Here is a 19,454-nt window from a genome sequence, read left to right as displayed (position 1 = left end):
CGCCCGCTACGACGCCTTCTTCGCGCGCTTGCGCTTGGGCTTCTCCTCGGCGGGCTCGTCGGCCTCGTCCTTCGCCGCGGGCTTCTTCTCGTCGCCCTTTCCTCCGCGCGACGCCCGGGAGCGCTCGACGCTCGCGCGCAGAGCCTCCATCAGGTCGATGACCTCGCCGCCCTCCTCCTCGGACTCGCCGAAGGTCGCGTCGGTGTCGATCGCGTCGCCCTTCTCGAGCTTGGCCTGGATGAGGGTGCGCAGCTCCTTCTGGTACTCGTCGACGTACTCGTCCGGATCGAAGTCGCTCGAGAAGCTCTCGACGAGGCTCGACGACAGCTCGAGCTCCTTGTCGGAGATCCGCACCGACTCCTCGAGCGACGGGAACGACACCTCGCGCACCTCGTCGGACCACAGCAGCGTCTGCAGCATGAGCACGTCTCCGCGCACCCGCAGCGCCGCGAGGCGCGTCTTCTGGCGCAGCGAGAACCGCACGATCGCGGTGCGGTCGGTCTGCTCGAGCGTGCGCCGCAGCAGCACGTACGCCTTGGGCGACGCGGAGTCGGGCTCGAGGTAGTACGACTTGTCGTACGTGATCGGGTCGACCTGCTCGCTCGGCACGAACTCCACCACGTCGATCTCGCGGCTGCGCTCGGCCGGCAGCGACTTGAGGTCCTCCTCGGTCAGCACCACGGTGCGGTCGCCGTCGTCGTACGCCCGGTCGATGTCGGCGTACGCCACCACCTGGCCGCACACCTCGCACTTGCGCTGATACCGGATGCGCCCGCCGTCGGCGTTGTGCACCTGGTGCAGGCTCACGTCATGGTCCTCGGTCGCGGCGTACACCTTGACCGGCACGTTGACGAGCCCGAACGTGAGCGCGCCCTTCCAGATCGATCGCATGACACCAGTGAACACCCGTCACACGCGTCACGGCCAGGGGCTTGATATCCGCCCGGATCGCGCACCTACGCTGAGTCCATGGCAGGCGAGCAGACGGTCCGGATCGGCGGCCGCCGCCTGCGCGTCACCAACCTGGACAAGGTGCTGTACCCCGAGACCGGCACCACGAAGGGCGAGGTGATCGAGTACGTCACGCGCATCGCGCCCGTGCTCCTCCCCCACGTCGCGGGGCGTCCCGTCACGCGCAAGCGCTGGGTGGAGGGCGTGGGCACGGCAGAGGACCCGCTGCCGTCGTTCTTCGCGAAGGACCTCGAGCGCGGCGCGCCGGACTGGGTCCCACGTCAGGCGATCGAGCACTCCACGGGCGCGAAGCACTACCCGCTGATCGATGAGGTCGCCACGCTCGTGTACCTCGCGCAGGTCGCGAGCCTGGAGCTGCACGTGCCGCAGTGGCGCTTCGCGGCCGACGGCTCGCCCGGCCTGCCCGACCGGCTCGTGCTCGACCTGGACCCCGGGCCCGGCGTCGGGCTGGCCGAGTGCGCCGAGGTCGCGCGGCTCGCGCGCGCCATCCTGACCGGCATGGGCCTGGATCCGCTGCCCGTCACGAGCGGCAGCAAGGGCATCCACCTGTACGCGCGACTTCCGGGGACGCAGACGAGCGCCCAGGTCTCGGCGGTCGCGAAGTCGCTCGCGCAGGCGCTGGAGGCGGATCATCCGGATCTCGTCGTCAGCTCGATGAGCAAGGCGGTGCGCCCCGGACGCGTGCTGGTCGACTGGAGCCAGAACAACGGCAAGAAGACGACGATCGCCCCGTACTCGCTGCGCGGGCGCGCCCGCCCCTGGGTGGCGGCACCCCGCACGTGGGAGGAGCTCGACGACCCGGGCCTGCGCCATCTGCTCTTCGACGAGGTCCTCGAGCGGGTCGAGCGGATGGGCGACCCGCTCGCGCCGCTCGATGCGCCGGATCCGCAGGGTGCGCTCGCGCGCTACGTCGCCAAGCGAGACGCGTCGCGCACTCCCGAGCCCATGCCGGATGACGTCGCGCCGACGACGGCGGGCCTGCCGCGGTTCGTGATCCAGCGGCACGAGGCGCGCCGCCTCCACTTCGACCTGCGGCTCGAGCGCGACGGCGTGCTGGCGAGCTGGGCCGTGCCGAAGGGCGTCCCCGAGAGCACCCAGGGCAACCACCTCGCGGTGCAGACCGAGGACCACCCGCTCGCGTACGCGACCTTCGAGGGCGACATCCCGAAGGGCGAGTACGGCGCCGGGCACATGGACATCTGGGACACCGGGACGTACGAGCTCGAGAAGTGGCGCGACGACGAGGTGATCTTCACGCTCCACGGCCGCCGCGAGTCCGTGCGCCTGGCGCTGATCCGCACGAGCGGCCAGGGCGAGAAGTCCCAGTGGCTGCTGCACCGGATGAAGGACCAGCATCACCCCGTGCTGGTTGAGCGAGCCGAAGGCGAGTCGAAACCCTCCAAGCCTCCCGTGGCGCCACCCCCCACGACCTCTCCCCCCAAGCCGATGCTCGCCGTCAACGGCACGGCGGCGCTCGCGCACGACATGGGCGCGGGCGGATGGGCCGAGATGAAGTGGGACGGCGTCCGCGCGCTGGGCGTGTGGGACGGCGGCCGGCTGCGCCTGTTCGCGCGCAGCGGCGCCGACATCACCGACCGCTACCCCGAGCTGACCGCACCGGGCGCCGCCTCCCTCCACGCGGCGAGCGCCGTGGTCGACGGCGAGATCGTGGCCCTGGACGCGGGTGGCCGCCCGAGCTTCTCCCTGCTGCAGAACCGGATGCATCTCACGAAGGCCGCGGACATCCAGGCCGAGATGCGGCGGACGCCCGCGCGCCTCTACCTGTTCGACGTGCTCGCCGCCGACGGCGAGGACGTCACGCCGCGCCCGCTGCGCGAGCGCCGTCCGGTGCTCGAGCGCATCGCGGCCGGATCGGGCGCGGCGATCGACGTGCCGCCCGTCTTCGACGACCTCGACGAGGCCCTCGCGATCGCCCGCGAGCACGACCTCGAGGGCGTCGTCGCGAAGGACCCGCGCTCGCCGTACCGGCCCGGCCGGTCCGAGCGCTGGGTCAAGCTCAAGCTGACCCGCACCCAGGAGGTCGTGATCGCCGGCATCCGCCCCGGGAAGGGCGGCCGCGCGGGCGGGATCGGCTCGCTGCTGCTGGGCGTGCCGGATGGCGACGGCCTGCGCTACGTCGGGAAGGTCGGCACGGGCTTCAGCGAGCGCGCCCTCCGCCAGCTCGGCGCCGCGCTCGAGCCGCTGCGCACCGACGAGAACCCGCTGCACGGCGTCCCCGCCCCCGACGCCCGGGACGCGCTGTGGGTGCGGCCGGAGCTGGTCGGCGAGGTCGAGTTCGGCGAGTGGACCCCCGGCGGCAGCATGCGCCACCCGCGCTGGCGCGGCCTGCGCGCCGACAAGGCCCCGTCGGACGTCGTCCTCGAGTCCTGAGACCGCATCCCCGCGGCGGCCCGGCGGGCTCAGTGGTGGGCGCCGTCGCGGTCCTCGTGGCCGACGGCCTCGAGCTGGAAGGTCGAGTGCGCGACGTCGAAGTGGTCCGCGAGGCACCCCTGCAGCGAGGTCAGCAGCGCCGCGGATCCGCCGCGCTCGAGCACCTCCTGCTCGACGACGACATGAGCCGTGAACACGGGAGCGCCGCGCGTGAGCTGCCACACGTGGACGTCGTGCACGTCGCGGACTCCCGGCGCGCGCAGCAGGTGCGCGCGGATCTCGGCGACCTTCGTGCCCTTGGGCGCCGATTCCGCCAGCACCGAGAACACCTCGCGCAGCAGCCCGATCGCGCGCGGCACGATGAACGCCGCGATCAGCAGAGACGCGATCGCGTCGGCGCGCGTCCATCCGGTGAGGAGGACGACCAGGGCCGCCGCGATCACCGCGACCGAGCCCGCCATGTCCCCCAGCACCTCGAGGTACGCGCCGCGCACGTTGATGCTGCGCCGCTGCGCGCGGTGCAGCAGCCACGCGGCCGCCGCGTTGGCCGCGAGGCCCACGAGGGCGACCGCGAGCATCCATCCGCCGGCCACGACGGGCTCCTCGGGCGCGAGCAGCCGCTGCACCGCCTCCACGGCGATCCACACGCACAGGGCGATCAGCACGACTCCGTTGAGCAGCGCGCCGAGCACCTCGGCGCGCTGGTAGCCGTAGGTGCGCCGATCGTCCGCGGGGCGCGCGGCGACGACGCTCGCGAGCAGCGCGATCAGCAGCGCGCCCGCGTCGGCGAGCATGTGCGCGGCGTCCGCGAACAGCGCGAGCGACCCGCTGATCCACGCGCCGGCCACCTGCACGACGAAGACGCTCGCGGTGATCCCCAGCGACACGGCGAGCAGCCGCCGGCTGTCGCCGCCGCGGATGCCGTGGTCGTGGTCGTGCACGACTCCAGGCTACGGCGGCGGGTCCGCGTCACGGCGGCGCGGGCCCTACTCGGGAATGATGCCGATTCTCATGCTCGACGGCCTGCGCACGGCGGGCCTGTGGCGTCCTAGGATCGGGAGTCGTGTCGCTCTCGCTCTGGTTCACGCTGCTCGGCGCGGGCGTGATCATCTCGCTCACCCCCGGCGCGGGCGCGGTGAACACCATGGCCAATGCGATCGCGTCGGGATGGCGCCGGGCCATCTGGGGCATCCTCGGGCAGCAGGCGGCACTGGTCATCCACGTCGCGATCGTCGCCGCGGGCCTGGGGGCGATCGTCGCCGCGTCCCCGGTGGTGTTCGAGGTGATCCGCTACACGGGAGCGGCCTATCTCATCTACCTCGGCGTGCGGCAGATCCTCGCGCGGCCCACGGTGGTCGAGGTGGACGGCGTGGTCGCGGTGCCGATGCGCGAGGGCGCGTGGTCCATGTTCCGCCGCGGGCTGCTGGTGAACCTCACGAACCCGAAGGCGATCGTGTTCTTCGTGGCGTTCGTGCCCTCGTTCATCCGTCCCGAGCAGCCGCTGCTGCCGCAGTACGCGGTGCTCACCGCCACGGTGGTCGCCATCGACATCGTCGTGATGTGGGGCTTCTTCGCGACCGCCGCGCGCGGTCTCGCCCGTCTCACGGCGCGCCCCTCGGGGCAGCGCCTGCTGAACCGCATCTTCGGCGTGCTGTTCATCGGCGTGGGGGTGCTGCTCGCCGTCGTGCACTGACCGGGCACGGACGACTCCGGCTCCCTTCACGCGCGCGACAGCGGATGTTCACCCGCATGCGGTCGGATGCGGTCCTGTGACACGTGTGAGGGCGGCGATCATCGGCGCGACGGCCGTCGGCGCCGGCGCCGTGTTCGGCACCGGGGCGCTGCTGCGCCGCCAGGCGGCGATCGCGCGCCGGCGGATCGGCAAGCCGCTCGGCGAGATCGCGCCCGACGCCGACCGGGTCTGGCGCCGGCGATTCGACGCGCCGCCGCTGGACCTGCTGATGCTCGGCGACTCGATCGCCGCGGGGCTCGGCGCCCACCGGCGCAAGGACACGCTCGGCGCGCGCGTCGCGAAGGGGCTCGCGTCCCGCCTGGAGCGCCCCGTGCGGCTGCGCACGGCGGCGGTCGTCGGATCGGAGTCGTCGGCGCTCGCGCGGCAGCTCGACGGGCTGGATCCGGACTACCGCGCCGACGTCGCCGTGATCGTCGTCGGCGGCAACGACGTGACGCACCGCGTGCCGCATCAGGTCGCGGTCGCGCACCTCACCGACGCGATCCGCCGCCTGCGGGCCCGCGGGACGGCGGTCGTCGTGGGGACGTGCCCCGACCTCGGCGCGCTGCGCCCCGTCCCGCAGCCGCTGCGGAGCCTGAGCTCGCGGATCTCGCGCCGGCTCGCGCGCGCACAGGCCGCGGCCGCCGCGGCGGCGGGCGCGCGCCCGGTGTCGCTGCGGCGCGCGGTCGGCGCCGAGTTCCTCGCGGACCCGCAGGGCTGTTCAGCCTCGACCGGTTCCACCCGAGCGCGCTGGGCTACCGGCGCACGGCCGCGGCGCTCGTCCCGGCGATCCTCGCCCAGCTCGAGGCCGACGCCGCCGCAGTGGAACCGGAGACGACCGACCCCGGACACGAGTAGGTCCGACCCCGTGCGAGCGCGGCGAGCGTGGAGCGAAGCGACTCATCCAGCGCGAAGCGCTGCCGATGGGAGCGTCAGCGACCATCCTCGCTCGCCGAGGGCCCCCGAAGGGGCGCCCGAGAGCGTGCGAGACGCTTCTAGAGAGAACTCAGCAGCGGCTGCAGCGCAACGAAGGCGCGCGCGCGGTGGGAGGCTGCGTTCTTCTCCTCGGCCGTGAGCTCGGCGGCGGTGCGCCCGTCCTGGTCGTCCGGGAGGAACACGGGGTCGTAGCCGAAGCCGCCCTGTCCGCGCGGGACGTCCGCGAGGCGGCCGGGCCAGATCCCCTCGACCGTGTGCTCCTCGCCCGCCGGCGTCACCAGCGCGATCGTGGAGTTGTAGTGCGCGCCGCGGTGCGGATCCCGGATGTCGGAGAGCTGATCGAGCAGCAGGCGCAGGTTCGCCCCGTCGTCCTTCGCGTGCCCGGCCCAGTACGCGGAGAACACGCCCGGCGATCCCCCCAGCACGTCGACGCAGATGCCGGAGTCGTCGGCGAGCGCGGGCAGCCCCGTGTGCGCGGCCGCGGTGCGGGCCTTGATCAGCGCGTTCTCGGCGAACGTCGTGCCGTCCTCGACGGGCTCGGGGCCGTCGTACGCGATGACCTCGAGATCGGGTCGCACGCGCGCCACGATCGACTGGAATTCCGCGACCTTGTGCGCGTTGTGGGTGGCCAGCACGATCTGCGGCACGTTCAGGACTCCCGGCCCAGCGCGGCGAGCTGGTGGGTGCGCAGCTCGGCGCAGCCGTTCACGCCCAGCTCGAGCAGGAGGTCGAGCTCGGCCTTGTCGAACGGCGCGCCCTCGGCCGTGCCCTGCACCTCGACGAACAGGCCCCTGCCCGTGACCACGACGTTCATGTCGGTCTCGGCGCGCACGTCCTCGACGTAGGCGAGGTCCAGCATGGGCTCGCCGTCGATGATCCCGACCGAGACGGCCGCGACCGAGTCGCTCAGCACCTGCGCCTTCTGCGCGATGAACTTGCGCTCGCGGCCCCACTCGATCGCGTCGGCGAGCGCGACGTACGCGCCCGTGATCGCGGCCGTGCGCGTGCCGCCGTCGGCCTGCAGCACGTCGCAGTCGATCACGATCGTGTTCTCGCCGAGCGCCTTGGTGTCGACCACCGCGCGCAGCGCGCGGCCGATCAGGCGCGAGATCTCGTGCGTGCGCCCGCCGATGCGGCCCTTGACGCTCTCGCGGTCGCTGCGGTCGTGCGTGGCGCGGGGCAGCATGGCGTACTCCGCCGTGACCCAGCCCTTGCCCTTGCCGGTCAGCCAGCGCGGCACGCCGTTGGTGAAGGACGCCGTGCACAGCACCTTCGTGCCGCCGAAGCTGATGAGGGCCGAGCCCTCGGCGTGGCCGCTCCAGCCGCGCTCGATCGTGATGGGTCGCAGCTGGTCGGGGGTGCGACCGTCGGCACGCGTGGTCATGGGGCTCCTCGTTCGGTGTCGGATGTCGCGCGGATCAGAGCGCGGAGAGATCGATCGCGCCCGTGCGGACGAGGCGCACATCGCGCACCTCGCGCCCGAGCAGGCGGTTGGCGAGCGCGATGAAGTCCTGGGTCGCGGCTCCCGTCGCCTCGTACTCGTGGCGGGGCGTCGCGTCGGGGCCGGCGAGCAGGTCGCGGCTGACGAGCTGCCGGTACACGTCCTTCGCGGTCTCGGTGTCGCTCGAGACGAGCGAGACGTCCGCGCCCATGACGTAGCTGATCGCGCCCTTCAGGAAGGGGTAGTGCGTGCAGCCGAGCACGACCGTGTCGACCCCGGCCTCGCGCAGCGGCGCCAGGTACTCCTCGGCGGCCGCGAGCACCTCGGGCGAGTCGGTGTCGCCCGCCTCCACGAACTCCACGAACCGGGGGCACGCGGCGGTCGACACCTGGACGCCGGGATTGACCTCGAGCATGTCCTGGTACGCGCCCGACCCGATCGTGCCCACGGTGCCGATCACGCCGATCCGGCCGTTGCGCGTGGTGGACAGCGCGGTCCGCACGGCGGGCCCGATCACCTCGACGACCGGCACCGCGTAGCGCTCTCGCGCATCGCGCAGCATGGCGGCCGACGCGGTGTTGCACGCGATCACGAGCATCTTCACGCCCTGATCGACCAGCGTGTCCAGCACCTCGAGCGCGTACCGGCGCACGTCCGCGATGGGCTTCGGACCGTACGGCGAGTGCGCCGTGTCGCCGATGTAGAGCATGGACTCGCGCGGCAGCTGGTCGCCGATCGCCCGCGCCACCGTGAGCCCGCCGACGCCGGAGTCGAAGATGCCGATGGGCGCGTCGTTCATGATGTCCCAGCGTACCCGGGGCACCCGGACGGCCGGATCGGGCGCCGCTAAGGTTGCTGACATGAGCGCCTCCACGGCCCTGATGACCGACCGCTACGAGCTCACGATGCTCGACGCCGCCCTGCGGGACGGCACCGCACAGCGACGCTGCGTGTTCGAGCTGTTCGCCCGCCGCCTCTCGGGCGGCCGCCGCTTCGGCGTCGTGGGCGGCACCGGGCGCCTGCTCGCGCTGCTGCGCGACTTCCGCTTCGGCGACGACGAGCTGCGCTTCCTGCGCGACGAGCACGTGGTCAGCCCGGAGGCCGTCGCCTACCTCGAGAGCTACCGGTTCTCGGGATCCATCACGGGCTACCGCGAGGGCGAGCTGTACTTCCCCGGCTCCCCCATCCTGACGGTCGAGGGCAGCTTCGCCGACGCCGTGATCCTCGAGACGATCGCGCTCAGCGTCCTGAACCACGACTCGGCCGTCGCGACCGCCGCCTCCCGCATGAGCGTCGCCGCGGGCGACCGTCCCCTCGCCGAGATGGGATCCCGTCGCGCCGGCGAGGCGTCCGCGATCGCCGCCGCGCGCGCCGCGTACATCGCCGGCTTCGGCTCGACGAGCAATCTGGAGGCCGGGCGGCGCTGGGGCATCCCCACCATGGGCACGGCCGCGCACTCCTGGACGCTGCTGCACGACAGCGAGGAGGACGCCTTCCGCGCCCAGGTCGAGGCGCTCGGCACCGGGACGACGCTGCTCGTCGACACGTACGACATCGAGAAGGGCGTCGAGACCGCCATCCGCGTCGCGGGCACCGGGCTGGGCGGCGTGCGCCTCGACTCGGGCGACCTGCCCACCGTCGCGGCCACGGTGCGCGCGCAGCTCGACGCGCTCGGCGCGACCGGCACGCGGATCACCGTCACGAGCGACCTCGACGAGTACGCGATCGCCGCGCTGGCCGCCTCGCCCGTCGACGCGTACGGCGTGGGCACGTCGGTCGTGACGGGTTCCGGCCACCCGACCGCGGGCATGGTCTACAAGCTGGTCGCGCGACAGGCGACGGACGGCAGCTGGGTGTCGGTGGCCAAGACCGCCGAGGGCAAGGGCTCGCAGGGCGGCCGCAAGACCGCGTTCCGGGTGCTGGAGAACGGCGTGGCGACGCAGGAGCTGGTCGAGGTCGCCGACGGATTCGAGCGCCTGGCCGAGGCGTCGGAGCACCCGGATGCGCGTCCGCTGCAGGTCGACCTCGTGATCGACGGCGAGCCCGTCGCGGAGTTCGAGGGTCCCGCCGGCGTGGAGGCCGCGCGCGAGCACCACCTCCGGGTGCGCGAGGAGCTGCCGATCCGCGCGCTCGCGCTCAGCCGCTCGGATCCGGCGATCCCGACCGTCTACCTCGACGCGGGCGACGCCTGAGCGGTCACGAGTTCAGCGACTCGTAGATCTCCTTGCAGGTGGGGCACACCGGGAACTTCTCGGGGTCGCGGCCCGGGGTCCACTTCTTGCCGCACAGCGCGCGCACGGGCTTGCCCGTGAGCGCCGACTCGAGGATCTTCTCCTTCTTGACGTAGTGCGAGAAGCGCTCGTGGTCGCCCGGCTCGATGTTCTCCTCTTCGAGGAGCTTCTCGAGCTCGCGATCGAGGAGGGCCGTGCCGCCGTCGCCCGGCGTATCGAGGGGGGTGCTCATAGCGGCCCAGTGTAGTCGCGGGCGTGCCGGAGCGCTCCGGTCCGGGCGCCCCGACGGGCCGTCCGAGGGGCGCCTCAGGTCGTGCCCGCGAACTCCATGATCCGCGCCCCGCGGCGCTCGAAGAGCCACGAGCCGAGGCCGAGCCCGAGCACCAGCACCGCGAACCCGATGCCCAGCCCGGTCCACATGGCGGGCACGGCGTTCTCGACGTCCTGGGTGATCGTGAGCCAGCCGAGCCAGAGGGTGGGAGCGCTGAGGACGATCGCCCCCATCATCACGACGGCCTGCGCCGTGACGCCGCTCGAGTCGGAGCGCTGCGGCTGCTGGAACGGGCTGTCGCCGGGCCGGGACACCGCATACGGGCCGACCACCGACGAGATGCTCGACAGGCCGAGCCCGGTCAGTAGCAGGCTCGCGGCGACGCCGGTGATCGCGGGCAGGACGGCCCACCGCCCGTAGGTCGCCGTCGCGATCGGGATGGCGATCGCGAGCACCGGCACGGCGATGAGCAGCACCGGGACGAGCCGGCCGACGCGGTCCGAGATGCCGCGCACCGCGCTCGTGATGTGCATCCAGACCGCGCTGGAGTCGTACGCGACGTCGTTGTGCGGAAGCCAGCCGAAGAAGAGCGCCATGATCGGGACGGGCACGAGGGCGACGATCTCGGGGGGCACGCCGGCGATCAGGAGCGGCACGCACGGCAGCAGGCCGGCGACCGGGATGATCACGACGTTCACCAGGTAGCGGCTGTCGCGCAGCCAGTACACGAGCCCGCGCGCGGCGATGACTCCGGCCGGGGTGCCGGGCACCAGCGCGAACCAGCCCAGTCCCCCGCGGCCGCGCGCCTCGACCGGGTTGTCGATCGTGGTCAGGATGCGCTCGACCGCGAACAGCCAGGCCGCCGCCGTGAGCGCGAGCGTCGCCACGGCGACGGCGGCCGCGAGCCACGCGCCGCGGCCGTCGTCGAGCGCGAGGGCTCCCGGCAGCGCCGAGGCCGCGCCGATCGGGGTGGCGCCGAGGATCTCGGCCGCGGTCGCGAGGGCGCTGGGCACCCGGCCGCGCCATTCCAGCGACGAGAGGAACACGATCACAGGCACCAGCACCACGACGATCCCGAGCACGAACAGGCCCGAGAGCTCGCGCGTGCGCCGCGGACGCAGCACGGCCGATCCGAAGGCCATGCTCAGCCGCGCCAGGAGGACGCAGGTCGCGACATGCAGGATCGCGGTGAGCGCGCTGACGAGACCGGGCACGCCCTGCGCGGTCCAGACGATCGCGGCGCAGACGTCGAACGCGAGCACAGCGAGGATCGGCACGCTCACGAAGCCGACGGCGGCGAGCACGCCGGCGAGCGGACGCGGCGCGAGGCCGAGCACCGCGAACCGGCGGGGGTCGAGCGGGTCGACCGCGCCGGCCACGATCGGCCCGACGGCGAACGACAGCGCGATGGCGGACCCGGCCAGCACGAGCAGCGCGAACGCGACCGGCGCCGGCGCGTCGACGAGCGACAGCGTGCCCTGGCAGACGAGGACGACGACCACCGCGAGGATCGCGAGTCCGATCAGGCGCCACACCGTGCGCGTCGCGGGCCCGCGCAGCGCGCCGGCCATCAGGGCGAGCCTCAGTCGGAGAACGTGTGCAGCCACTCCAGGCCCTCCATGCTGCTGACCTCGCCGGAGAGCTCCACGAAGCGCTGCTCGAGCGTGAGCTCGCCCTTGACCTCGTCGACCGTGCCCTCGGCGAGCAGCTGGCCGGCGACGATCACCGCGACCCGCGTGCACACGCGCTCGATGAGGTCCATGCCGTGGCTCGACAGCAGGACGGTGCCGCCGTGCGACACGTACGTCGTGAGGATGTCGAGGATGCTCGCCGACGACACCGGGTCGACCGCCTCGAACGGCTCGTCCAGGACGAGCAGGCGCGGCGAGTGGATCATCGCACCCGCGAGCATCACCTTCTTGGTCATGCCCGCCGAGTAGTCCGACACGACGCGTCCGAGCGCGTCGGTGAGGTCGAACGCGCGTGCCAGGTCGGCCGTGCGCTTGGCGACGACGTCGGGCTTGAGGCCCCGCAGCACGCCGAAGTAGTAGAGCAGCTGACGCCCCGTGAGCCGATCGAACGTGCGCAGGCGGTCCGGCAGCACGCCCATGAGCGCCTTGGCGGCGCGGGGGTTCTTCGCCAGGTCGATGCCCGCGACCTCGATGTGGCCCCGGTCCGGGCGCAGCAGGCCCGCGATCATCGACAGGGTCGTGGTCTTGCCGGCGCCGTTCGGGCCGACGAGCCCGTAGAACGACCCCGCGGGGACCGTCAGGTCGATGCCCGCGACGGCGGTCGTGCCGCCATACGAGCGCGACACCCCGCGCAGCTTCAGCGCCGCCGGCGGGGCGGGGCGCGGCGGGATCACGAGGTTCGGAGGCATGACCGGCTCGGGCAGCGGCGGCCTGCCGTCTCGGGGCTCCGCGGCGGCCAGGACCTCGGTCGCCTCGTCCGCGGCGGGCTCGGCGGCGGGCTCGGTGTCGGGCTCCGCAGGCTCCGCGACCTGGGACTCTACCGCGGCCTCGGGCTCGGCGGGCGCGGGCTCGACCGGGGCCTCGGGCTCGTCCGCCGGCTCGGATTCGGCGGGCCCAGACTCAACCGACACAGGATCGACGGGCGCCGGCTCGAGGGCCGCCTCGGGCTCGGCGACCGGTACCGGCTCCACGACCTCGACCGGCGCCGACTCGGCTGTCACCGGCTCGGGAACCGCCGTGCGCCCGGCCGCGTTCCGCGCGGCGGAGGTCTTGGTGCCCGCGCGCGGCGCCCCCTGCGCGGGTCGCTTCGCCGCGGGCTTGCGCGGAGCGGCGGGCTTGCGCGGGGCCGCGGGCTTCCGCGGCGCCGGGCGCGCGGGGCCCGCGTCATCCTGCGACGCGCCGGCGTCGATCGCGTCGGCGGAGCTCGTCGCACGGGGCGCCGGACGCTTCGCGGCGGGCCGCTTGGCCGCCGGACGCTTCGCCGCGGGACGCTTCGGGCTTTCGGCCCCCTGGGCCGCCGGGCTCCCCTGCGAGGCGGGGGTCCCGGGGTCTTCTTCCAGAGGCGAGGAGGTCACCGCTTCACCGTAGCAACCGCTTCCGACGTGAGCCTGGGTCCGTCGCGCCTTGTTCCGGATCCGTGACTCTCCCGCACAGAAATGCCGGTCAGGTGGCATCTCTGCCGGTTCCCAGGGGCGCCCCGGTAACATGGGGGTGCACATCCTGTGTCCGTTCCGTGAACGGCGCGGGAACAAGGCTCAAGGGGGCAACATGTCTTTCCGGATCGTCATCCTCGCCGCGGGCATGGGCTCGCGTCTCGGCCGCGCGCTGCCCAAGCCGCTCACCGAGCTCAACGACGGCCGCTCGATCATGCAGCAGCAGCGTGACAACATCCACGCCGCGTTCGGCCCCGACGCACGCATCACGACGGTGGTCGGCTACCGCGCCGAGACCATCGTCGACGCGTTCCCCGACTCGAAGTACGTCTACAACGAGCGCTACGACCAGACCAACACGTCCAAGAGCCTGCTGCGCGCCCTCCAGGCGACCGGCAAGAAGGGCGTGCTCTGGATGAACGGCGACGTCGTCTTCGACCCGCGCGTGCTCGGCCGCGCCATCTCGCTGATCGAGGCCGATCAGTCGTTCGTCACGGTCAACACCGCCAAGGTCAGCGACGAGGAGGTCAAGTACACCCTCGACGCGAACGGGCACATCGCCGAGCTGTCGAAGACCGTCGTGGGCGGCATCGGCGAGGCCGTGGGCATCAACTACATCTCGCGCGCCGACAAGCCCGCGTTCATGCGCCACCTCGCGCGCGTGGACGACCAGGACTACTTCGAGCGCGGTCTCGAGCTGGCCATCCAGCACGACGGGGTGAAGCTCGTGCCGATGGACATCTCCGACCTGTACGCGGTCGAGATCGACACGGCGTCGGACCTCGAGCACGCGAACGAGTACGTCTGACCGGGAGCCCTCAGGCTCTCGTCGCGTCGACGACCTAGGATCACGCGCGTGTCCGCCAAGGTCCACCGCATCCACTCGCTGCCGCCCGACGCGCCGTGGCAGGGCGGCCTCCCGCCCGCCGGCCACGAGGAGCATCCGTTCCTCGTGCGCGTGCTCGACCGGGTCATCCGCGTGCAGCGCCCCGTCGTGGTCGCGCACCTCCGTTCTATCCGGCTGCGCCATCCCGACGCGACTCCCGAGGAGCTCGTGCGGATCCTCGAGAACCGCTACCTCGCGGCCGTCACGACCGGCGGCGCGGCCGTCGGCGCCACCGCCGTGGTGCCCGGGTTCGGCACCGCGGTCACGCTCGGCCTCTCGGGCGCCGAGACGGTCGGCTTCCTGGAGGCGACCGCGCTGTTCGCGCAGTCGCTCGCCGAGGTGCACGGCATCGCGATCGAGTCGCCGGACCGCGCCCGCGCGCTCGTCCTGACGCTCATGCTCGGCGACGAGGGCATCAACCTCGTGCGCCAGCTCGCCGCCCAGGCCGCGGGCAAGAGCACCCGTTCGGGGTACTGGGGCGAGGTCGTCACCAAGACGCTCCCCCGCGCCGCCGTGGGTCCGCTGCTCGACCGGCTCAAGACGTCGTTCATCCACCACTTCGCCACTCGCGGCGGCGCATCGCTGCTCGGCAAGGCCCTGCCGTTCGGCGTCGGCGCGGCGATCGGCGGCGCGGGCAACCACATCCTCGGGCGCAAGGTCGTCAAGGCGTCCCGCAAGGCGTTCGGAATCGCGCCCGCGGTGCTTCCCGCCGAGCTCGAGCCCCAGCCGGGCGCCGAGCGCCTCGAGCGCAGCGCGATGCGCGGGGTCAAGCGCCTCGGCTCGGCCGTGGCGTCGGGAGCGGGCGCCGTGGGACGCAGGGCCGGCGAGATCGCGGGGCGTGCGGTGCCGCGGCGGTCGTCCACAGGGGCCGGATCGATCGAGTCGTCCACAGAGACGGATCACGGGGCCTCCTGAGACCCTCGCGGGTCGCCGCCCGCTCGTAGCGTCACGGGCATGCTGCGAGCCCTCGATCCCGCCGAGTCCCCCGCCTCCGACGCCTATCGCGTGCCCTGGCACGTCGACCGCGACGATCCCGCGCACCCGCTGATCGTCAACGAGAGCCCGGATGCCCTCACGTACGTGCGCATCCACGTCGCCGACGGCGACCACGCCCCGGATCGCGAGAGCTGGGGGCGGATGGGGCCCGGCGAGTCCCGCGAGCTGTGCCTGTGCGGATGCGACCTCGACGACACCACGGTCACGATCACCTGGTTCCGCGCGGACGGGGAACTGGAGTGGGCGTGGGCGTTCGTGCTGTGACGCCCCGGTGCGATGGGCTCAGCCGACTCTGGGAGACGCCTCGGCCCAGCCATAGCACGCCGTCAGCCCGAGCGCGGCTCGGGTCTGCAGGATGCGCCCATGCGCACCCCCGCCCTGCTCCTTCTCGCCATGATCGCCGGAGCGCTGCTCGTCGTGCTCATCGTCCTCGCCCTCGTCGACTCGGCCGCGGCGAGGCGCGCGACGCGCGTGACCCTCGCGGCGACCATCGGCGTCGTGCTGCTCCTGACGCTGATGAGCGGCTCCCCGGGATCGGGCGTGCCGCAGCTGATTCCGGGATTCACGATCCTGGATCAGCTCACGGATCCCTACGAGCCCCTCGGCCTCGTGAACGTCGTGGGCAACATCGCGGTCTTCCTGCCGATCGGGTGGCTCGTGGCGCTGCTCGCCGACCGCCATCCGGTGGCGACCGCGACCCTCGCGGGCGTCGGGCTGTCGATCGCGATCGAGGTGGCGCAGTACTTCATCGGCCGCGTCGTCGACATCGACGACGTGATCCTCAACGGCGTCGGCGCGACGCTCGGAGCGTGCGCCGCGGTGGCCGTCATGGCCGCGCGCGCCACGCCGCACCGGGTGCCGGCGGCCGGCTGAAGACCTCTCCACATCGCGACCTGATTCGAACGAATGTCCGAAGGTCGCAGTAGAATGGGGGCATGGTCAGGCAGTCGTTCGGCACCCGGTGGGATCTGGATCCCGCACGCCGTGACGCGGTGGCGACCCTCATCGAGGCGGTCGCGACCGCGGACCGGATGATCGCGGAGATCGAGGCGGTGAAGGCGGGGCTGCTGGCGGCGGCCCAGGGCATCGCGGTGGAGGTGATGGCGGAGCTCGACGCGCCGTCGACCTACCAGCTGCCGGTGCGGGCGATCGCGGCCGACATCGCCGCGGCGACGAACGTCGCGGACGGCACGATCCGGGCGCGGATGGATGACGCGGTCCGGCTGATCGAGAAGTTCCCCGCGACGTACGCGGCGCTGTGCGAGGGGCGGCTGTCACGCGCACACGCGTCGGTGATCGCGGCGGAGGGCGCGCGCCTGGAGGACGAGGAGACCCGGTCCCGGTACGAGCGGGTGGTGCTGAAGCGGGCGATGGAGACGACCGCGGGCCGGCTGCGGCCGATCGCGCAGGCGGTCGCGGAGCGGCTCGAGCCGACGACGTTCGCGGAGCGGCATGCGACGGCGCGCGAGGCGCGGCGCACCTGGGTGGATGACCTGGGCGACGGGATGAGCGCGTTCCACGCCGTGGTCGAGACCGTGGTGGCGCACGCGGCGCAGGATCGGCTCACGCAGATGGCGATGTCGGTGCGGGATTCGGCCCGCCGGGAGGGTCGCGCCGTGTTCGGCGCGATGATCGACGAGCTCGACCCGACCGATCCGCTGCCCACCGACGAGCGCACGATGGCGCAGGTCCGGGCGGACGTATTCGCCGACCTGGTCCTCACCGGCCACCCCACAGTGCTGACGGCGAACGCCGACGGCGACACCGCAGCGGCGATCCGGGCGCGCGTGCAGATCACGATCCCCGCCGAGACCCTGGCGGGCCTGGGCGATGAGCCGGCGTTCCTCGCCGGGCACGGCCCGGTCGACCCGGACACCGCACGCCGCCTCGCGGGCGGGGTGCACACCTGGACGCGGCTGTTCGTCGACCCGGGAACCGGATGCCTGCGCACGGTCGACGCGTACACGCCCACGGCGGATCAGAAGCGGTTCCTCGCCGCGCGCGACGAGCACTGCCGGTTCCCCGGCTGCCGCCAGCCCGTCCACCGCTGCGACCTCGACCACACGGTCGCGCACAGCGAGGGCGGCCAGACCGCGGTCTGCAACCTCGCGGCGCTCTGTCGGACGCACCACGTCCTCAAACACAACTCCCCCTGGGGCGTGGAGCACGGGCCGGACGGCACGATGACCTGGATCAGCCCCACCGGCCGCCGCATCACCGACACTCCCGCCCCGACGGTCCGGTTCGTCGCGGCGCTCGAGGCCGCCGACCTCGATCCCCCACCGTCCGATCCGGACGACCCGGCGCCGTTCTAGTCGGCGTCGCCGGTGCCGCGCCGCGGCTGGCGTCGGCGATAGAGATGGTGCTGCGAATACGGGTACGGCCGGCGCGTGTCCGGCAGGCTCTCAGGCCCGAGTCCCTTGATGAGCTCGCCCGGGTCGACCTCGAACGCGATCGCGAGCTGGATCAGCATCTGGGCCGTGGGATTGCCCGTGCCGTTCTCGATGCGCGAGTAGTGCGAGATGTCCATGTCGGCGGCTTCGGCCATCGCCTTCTTGGACTGCCCGGTCTTGTGCCGCAGCGCCGAGATCCGGCGCCCGATCTCCTCGGCGGCCGGGTTCGAAGTCATTCCCCAAGGCTTCAATGCCGACGCGTTCGTGAGGTATGCATTCGTGCATTAGCATTCATGCCATGCTCAATTGCGCCTCCACTTCGTCGCGCGCATGAGCAGCCTCGGAACATTCGTCTGGGGCATCGCGGATCAGCTCCGCGGCGTCTACAAGCCGCATCAGTACGGCGACGTCATCCTGCCGATGACGATCCTGCGGCGGCTCGACTGCCTGCTCGACGAGACCCGCGACGTCGTGCGCGAGATCGTCGAGAGCACCGACAGCGACGAGCTGCGCGAGGCGCTGATCCGCAAGCGCGCGGGGCTGAGCTTCTACAACGCCAGCCCCTGGACCTTCGCGCGCCTGGTCGGAGACCCCGAAGGGCTCGAGTCCAACCTGATCGACTTCATCGCGGGCTTCTCCAAGAACATCGACGTGTTCGACCGGTTCCGGTTCGAGAACGAGATCCACGCGATGGCCGAGAAGAACAGACTGCTGCTCGTCGTGCAGCAGTTCGCGGCGATCGACCTGCACCCCGACACGCTCGACAACGCGGCGATGGGCGACCTGTTCGAGGAACTCATCCGCAAGTTCGCGGAGGCCTCCAACGAGACCGCCGGTGAGCACTTCACGCCGCGCGATGCCATCCGCCTCATGGTCGATCTGCTGTTCGCGACCGACGGCGAGGCGCTCAGCGAGCCCGGCGTCGTGCGCACGGTCTACGACCCCACGGCGGGCACCGGCGGCATGCTCTCGGTCGCCGAGGAGCATCTGAAGACCCGCAACCCCGACGCCCGCCTGGTGCTGTTCGGTCAGGAGATCAACGATCAGTCCTACGCGATCTGCAAGTCCGACATGATCGCCAAGGCGCAGGACGCCACCAACATCCAGCTCGGAGACACCCTCGCCGACGACCGCTTCGCGGGGCGCACGTTCGACTACGTGCTGTCGAACCCGCCGTACGGCGTCGACTGGAAGGCGTCGCAGGAGGCGATCAAGCGCCACGTCCAGGACGCCGGCGAGCGCAGCCGGTTCCCCGGCGGCCTGCCGCCGATCAGCGACGGCCAGATGCTGTTCCTGCAGCACGTGGCGACGAAGATGCGTTCCGAAGGCAAGGATGCGACGGGCGGCCGCGCCGCGATCGTCCTCAACGGCTCGCCCCTGTTCACCGGCGCCGCCGAGTCGGGGCCGTCGAACATCCGCCGCTGGCTGCTCGAGAAAGATCTCGTCGACGCGATCGTCGCGCTGCCGACGAACATGTTCTACAACACGGGCATCGCGACCTATGTGTGGCTGCTCGACAACGCCAAGCCCGCCGACCGGATCGGCACCGTGCAGCTGATCGACGGGTCGGGCTTCTTCACGAAGATGCGCAAGAACCTCGGGCAGAAGAGCCGGGAGCTCTCGGCCGCCGATCGCGACCGGATCCTCGAGCTCTACGGCGCGCATGAGACCAATGCGCACTCGAAGGTGCTCCCGACGGCCGAGTTCGGCTACTGGACCGTCACGGTCGAGCGCCCGCTGCGCGATGAGAACGGCGAGATCGTCACCGACCGCAAGGGCCACCCGAAGCCCGACAGCAAGCTGCGCGACACCGAGAACGTACCCTTCACGTACGGCGGCAACGACCGCGGCGCCGAGGCCCGCGACGCGGTGATCGAGGCCTACTTCGAGGCCGAGGTCAAGCCGCACGTCCCGGATGCCTGGGTCGACAAGGCGAAGACGAAGGTCGGCTACGAGATCCCCTTCACGCGCCACTTCTACGTCTACGAGCCACCCCGCCCGCTCGAGGAGATCGACCGCGACCTCGAGCAGCTGGTGGCCGAGATCATGGACCTGCTCCGCGAGGTGGAGCGGTCGTGACG

Annotated in this window: 19 protein-coding genes; 10 read left to right on the top strand and 9 right to left on the bottom strand. The window is 72.4% G+C overall.

The features are described from left to right. Positions 1-6 precede the first annotated feature (6 nt). Complete coding sequence (gene ku, locus ASD19_RS09785) at positions 7-891, bottom strand: non-homologous end joining protein Ku (RefSeq protein WP_055991882.1); 885 nt, start codon at positions 889-891, stop codon at positions 7-9. Between the two features lie 78 nt (positions 892-969). Here ku and ASD19_RS09780 point away from each other — a divergent pair, with 78 nt between their 5' ends. Beyond that, a complete protein-coding gene (locus ASD19_RS09780; RefSeq protein WP_055991878.1) occupies positions 970-3,363 on the top strand; it encodes an ATP-dependent DNA ligase in 2,394 nt (797 codons plus the stop codon). A 29-nt stretch (positions 3,364-3,392) separates the two neighbouring features. Here ASD19_RS09780 and ASD19_RS09775 read toward each other — a convergent pair whose 3' ends face one another. Beyond that, complete coding sequence (locus ASD19_RS09775) at positions 3,393-4,304, bottom strand: cation diffusion facilitator family transporter (RefSeq protein WP_055991875.1); 912 nt, start codon at positions 4,302-4,304, stop codon at positions 3,393-3,395. 122 nt (positions 4,305-4,426) lie between these two features. Here ASD19_RS09775 and ASD19_RS09770 point away from each other — a divergent pair, with 122 nt between their 5' ends. Next, positions 4,427-5,056: a LysE family transporter gene (locus tag ASD19_RS09770; protein WP_055991872.1), complete on the top strand. Its 630-nt coding sequence runs from the start codon at positions 4,427-4,429 to the stop codon at positions 5,054-5,056. Positions 5,057-5,132: 76 nt separating this feature from the next. Beyond that, entirely contained in the window at positions 5,133-6,170 is a 1,038-nt protein-coding gene (locus ASD19_RS14100; RefSeq protein WP_327040665.1) for an SGNH/GDSL hydrolase family protein, read from the top strand. On the opposite strand, the gene rdgB is transcribed toward ASD19_RS14100, so the two are convergent. The 3 genes from rdgB to murI are packed head-to-tail and all read right to left on the bottom strand — an operon-like array spanning position 6,091 to position 8,271. Further along, positions 6,091-6,678, bottom strand: coding sequence for an RdgB/HAM1 family non-canonical purine NTP pyrophosphatase (gene rdgB, locus ASD19_RS09760; protein WP_055991866.1), 588 nt, complete (start codon positions 6,676-6,678; stop codon positions 6,091-6,093). The two genes, ASD19_RS14100 and rdgB, sit on opposite strands and share 80 nt — an antisense overlap. Before the next feature lie 2 nt (positions 6,679-6,680). After that, the gene (gene rph / locus ASD19_RS09755; protein WP_055991863.1) at positions 6,681-7,415 is read right to left on the bottom strand and encodes a ribonuclease PH; all 735 of its coding nucleotides are present in this window, start codon (positions 7,413-7,415) and stop codon (positions 6,681-6,683) included. A 34-nt stretch (positions 7,416-7,449) separates the two neighbouring features. Then, entirely contained in the window at positions 7,450-8,271 is an 822-nt protein-coding gene (murI, locus tag ASD19_RS09750) for a glutamate racemase (RefSeq protein WP_055991860.1), read from the bottom strand. 61 nt (positions 8,272-8,332) lie between these two features. Between murI and ASD19_RS09745 the strand changes: the two genes are divergently transcribed. Further along, a complete protein-coding gene (locus ASD19_RS09745) occupies positions 8,333-9,664 on the top strand; it encodes a nicotinate phosphoribosyltransferase (RefSeq protein ID WP_055991857.1) in 1,332 nt (443 codons plus the stop codon). A gap of 4 nt (positions 9,665-9,668) precedes the next feature. Here ASD19_RS09745 and ASD19_RS09740 read toward each other — a convergent pair whose 3' ends face one another. The 3 genes from ASD19_RS09740 to ASD19_RS14095 all read right to left on the bottom strand — a co-directional run bounded on the left by ASD19_RS09740 (position 9,669) and on the right by ASD19_RS14095 (position 13,020). After that, the gene (locus ASD19_RS09740; RefSeq protein ID WP_055991854.1) at positions 9,669-9,935 is read right to left on the bottom strand and encodes a DUF3039 domain-containing protein; all 267 of its coding nucleotides are present in this window, start codon (positions 9,933-9,935) and stop codon (positions 9,669-9,671) included. Positions 9,936-10,009: 74 nt separating this feature from the next. After that, complete coding sequence (locus tag ASD19_RS09735) at positions 10,010-11,545, bottom strand: hypothetical protein (RefSeq protein WP_235563018.1); 1,536 nt, start codon at positions 11,543-11,545, stop codon at positions 10,010-10,012. Between the two features lie 11 nt (positions 11,546-11,556). Continuing rightward, positions 11,557-13,020: an ATP-binding cassette domain-containing protein gene (locus ASD19_RS14095; RefSeq protein WP_235563017.1), complete on the bottom strand. Its 1,464-nt coding sequence runs from the start codon at positions 13,018-13,020 to the stop codon at positions 11,557-11,559. Positions 13,021-13,213: 193 nt separating this feature from the next. Between ASD19_RS14095 and ASD19_RS09725 the strand changes: the two genes are divergently transcribed. The 5 genes from ASD19_RS09725 to ASD19_RS09705 all read left to right on the top strand — a co-directional run bounded on the left by ASD19_RS09725 (position 13,214) and on the right by ASD19_RS09705 (position 17,295). Beyond that, positions 13,214-13,906 carry a phosphocholine cytidylyltransferase family protein gene (locus ASD19_RS09725; protein WP_055991848.1) on the top strand — a complete coding sequence of 231 codons (693 nt, stop codon included), beginning with the start codon at positions 13,214-13,216 and terminating at the stop codon, positions 13,904-13,906. A 48-nt stretch (positions 13,907-13,954) separates the two neighbouring features. After that, positions 13,955-14,899: a hypothetical protein gene (locus ASD19_RS09720; protein WP_055991846.1), complete on the top strand. Its 945-nt coding sequence runs from the start codon at positions 13,955-13,957 to the stop codon at positions 14,897-14,899. A 39-nt stretch (positions 14,900-14,938) separates the two neighbouring features. Further along, entirely contained in the window at positions 14,939-15,244 is a 306-nt protein-coding gene (locus ASD19_RS09715) for a hypothetical protein (RefSeq protein WP_055991843.1), read from the top strand. A 99-nt stretch (positions 15,245-15,343) separates the two neighbouring features. Further along, on the top strand, positions 15,344-15,853 hold the full coding sequence (locus ASD19_RS09710; protein ID WP_055991840.1) for a VanZ family protein: 510 nt from the start codon (positions 15,344-15,346) through the stop codon (positions 15,851-15,853). Between the two features lie 62 nt (positions 15,854-15,915). Further along, complete coding sequence (locus tag ASD19_RS09705; protein ID WP_055991837.1) at positions 15,916-17,295, top strand: HNH endonuclease signature motif containing protein; 1,380 nt, start codon at positions 15,916-15,918, stop codon at positions 17,293-17,295. Here the strand turns inward: ASD19_RS09705 and ASD19_RS09700 are convergent. Further along, positions 17,292-17,609, bottom strand: coding sequence for a helix-turn-helix domain-containing protein (locus ASD19_RS09700; RefSeq protein WP_055991834.1), 318 nt, complete (start codon positions 17,607-17,609; stop codon positions 17,292-17,294). The genes ASD19_RS09705 and ASD19_RS09700 overlap by 4 nt on opposite strands. A gap of 94 nt (positions 17,610-17,703) precedes the next feature. On the opposite strand from ASD19_RS09700, the gene ASD19_RS09695 reads away from it, so the two are divergent. After that, positions 17,704-19,452, top strand: coding sequence for a type I restriction-modification system subunit M (locus tag ASD19_RS09695; RefSeq protein ID WP_055992016.1), 1,749 nt, complete (start codon positions 17,704-17,706; stop codon positions 19,450-19,452). The last annotated feature ends 2 nt before the right edge of the window (positions 19,453-19,454 follow it).

The sequence above is a fragment of the Microbacterium sp. Root53 genome (assembly GCF_001426925.1).
Taxonomy (GTDB): domain Bacteria; phylum Actinomycetota; class Actinomycetes; order Actinomycetales; family Microbacteriaceae; genus Microbacterium.
This window is presented reverse-complemented; position numbering and strand designations above follow the sequence as displayed.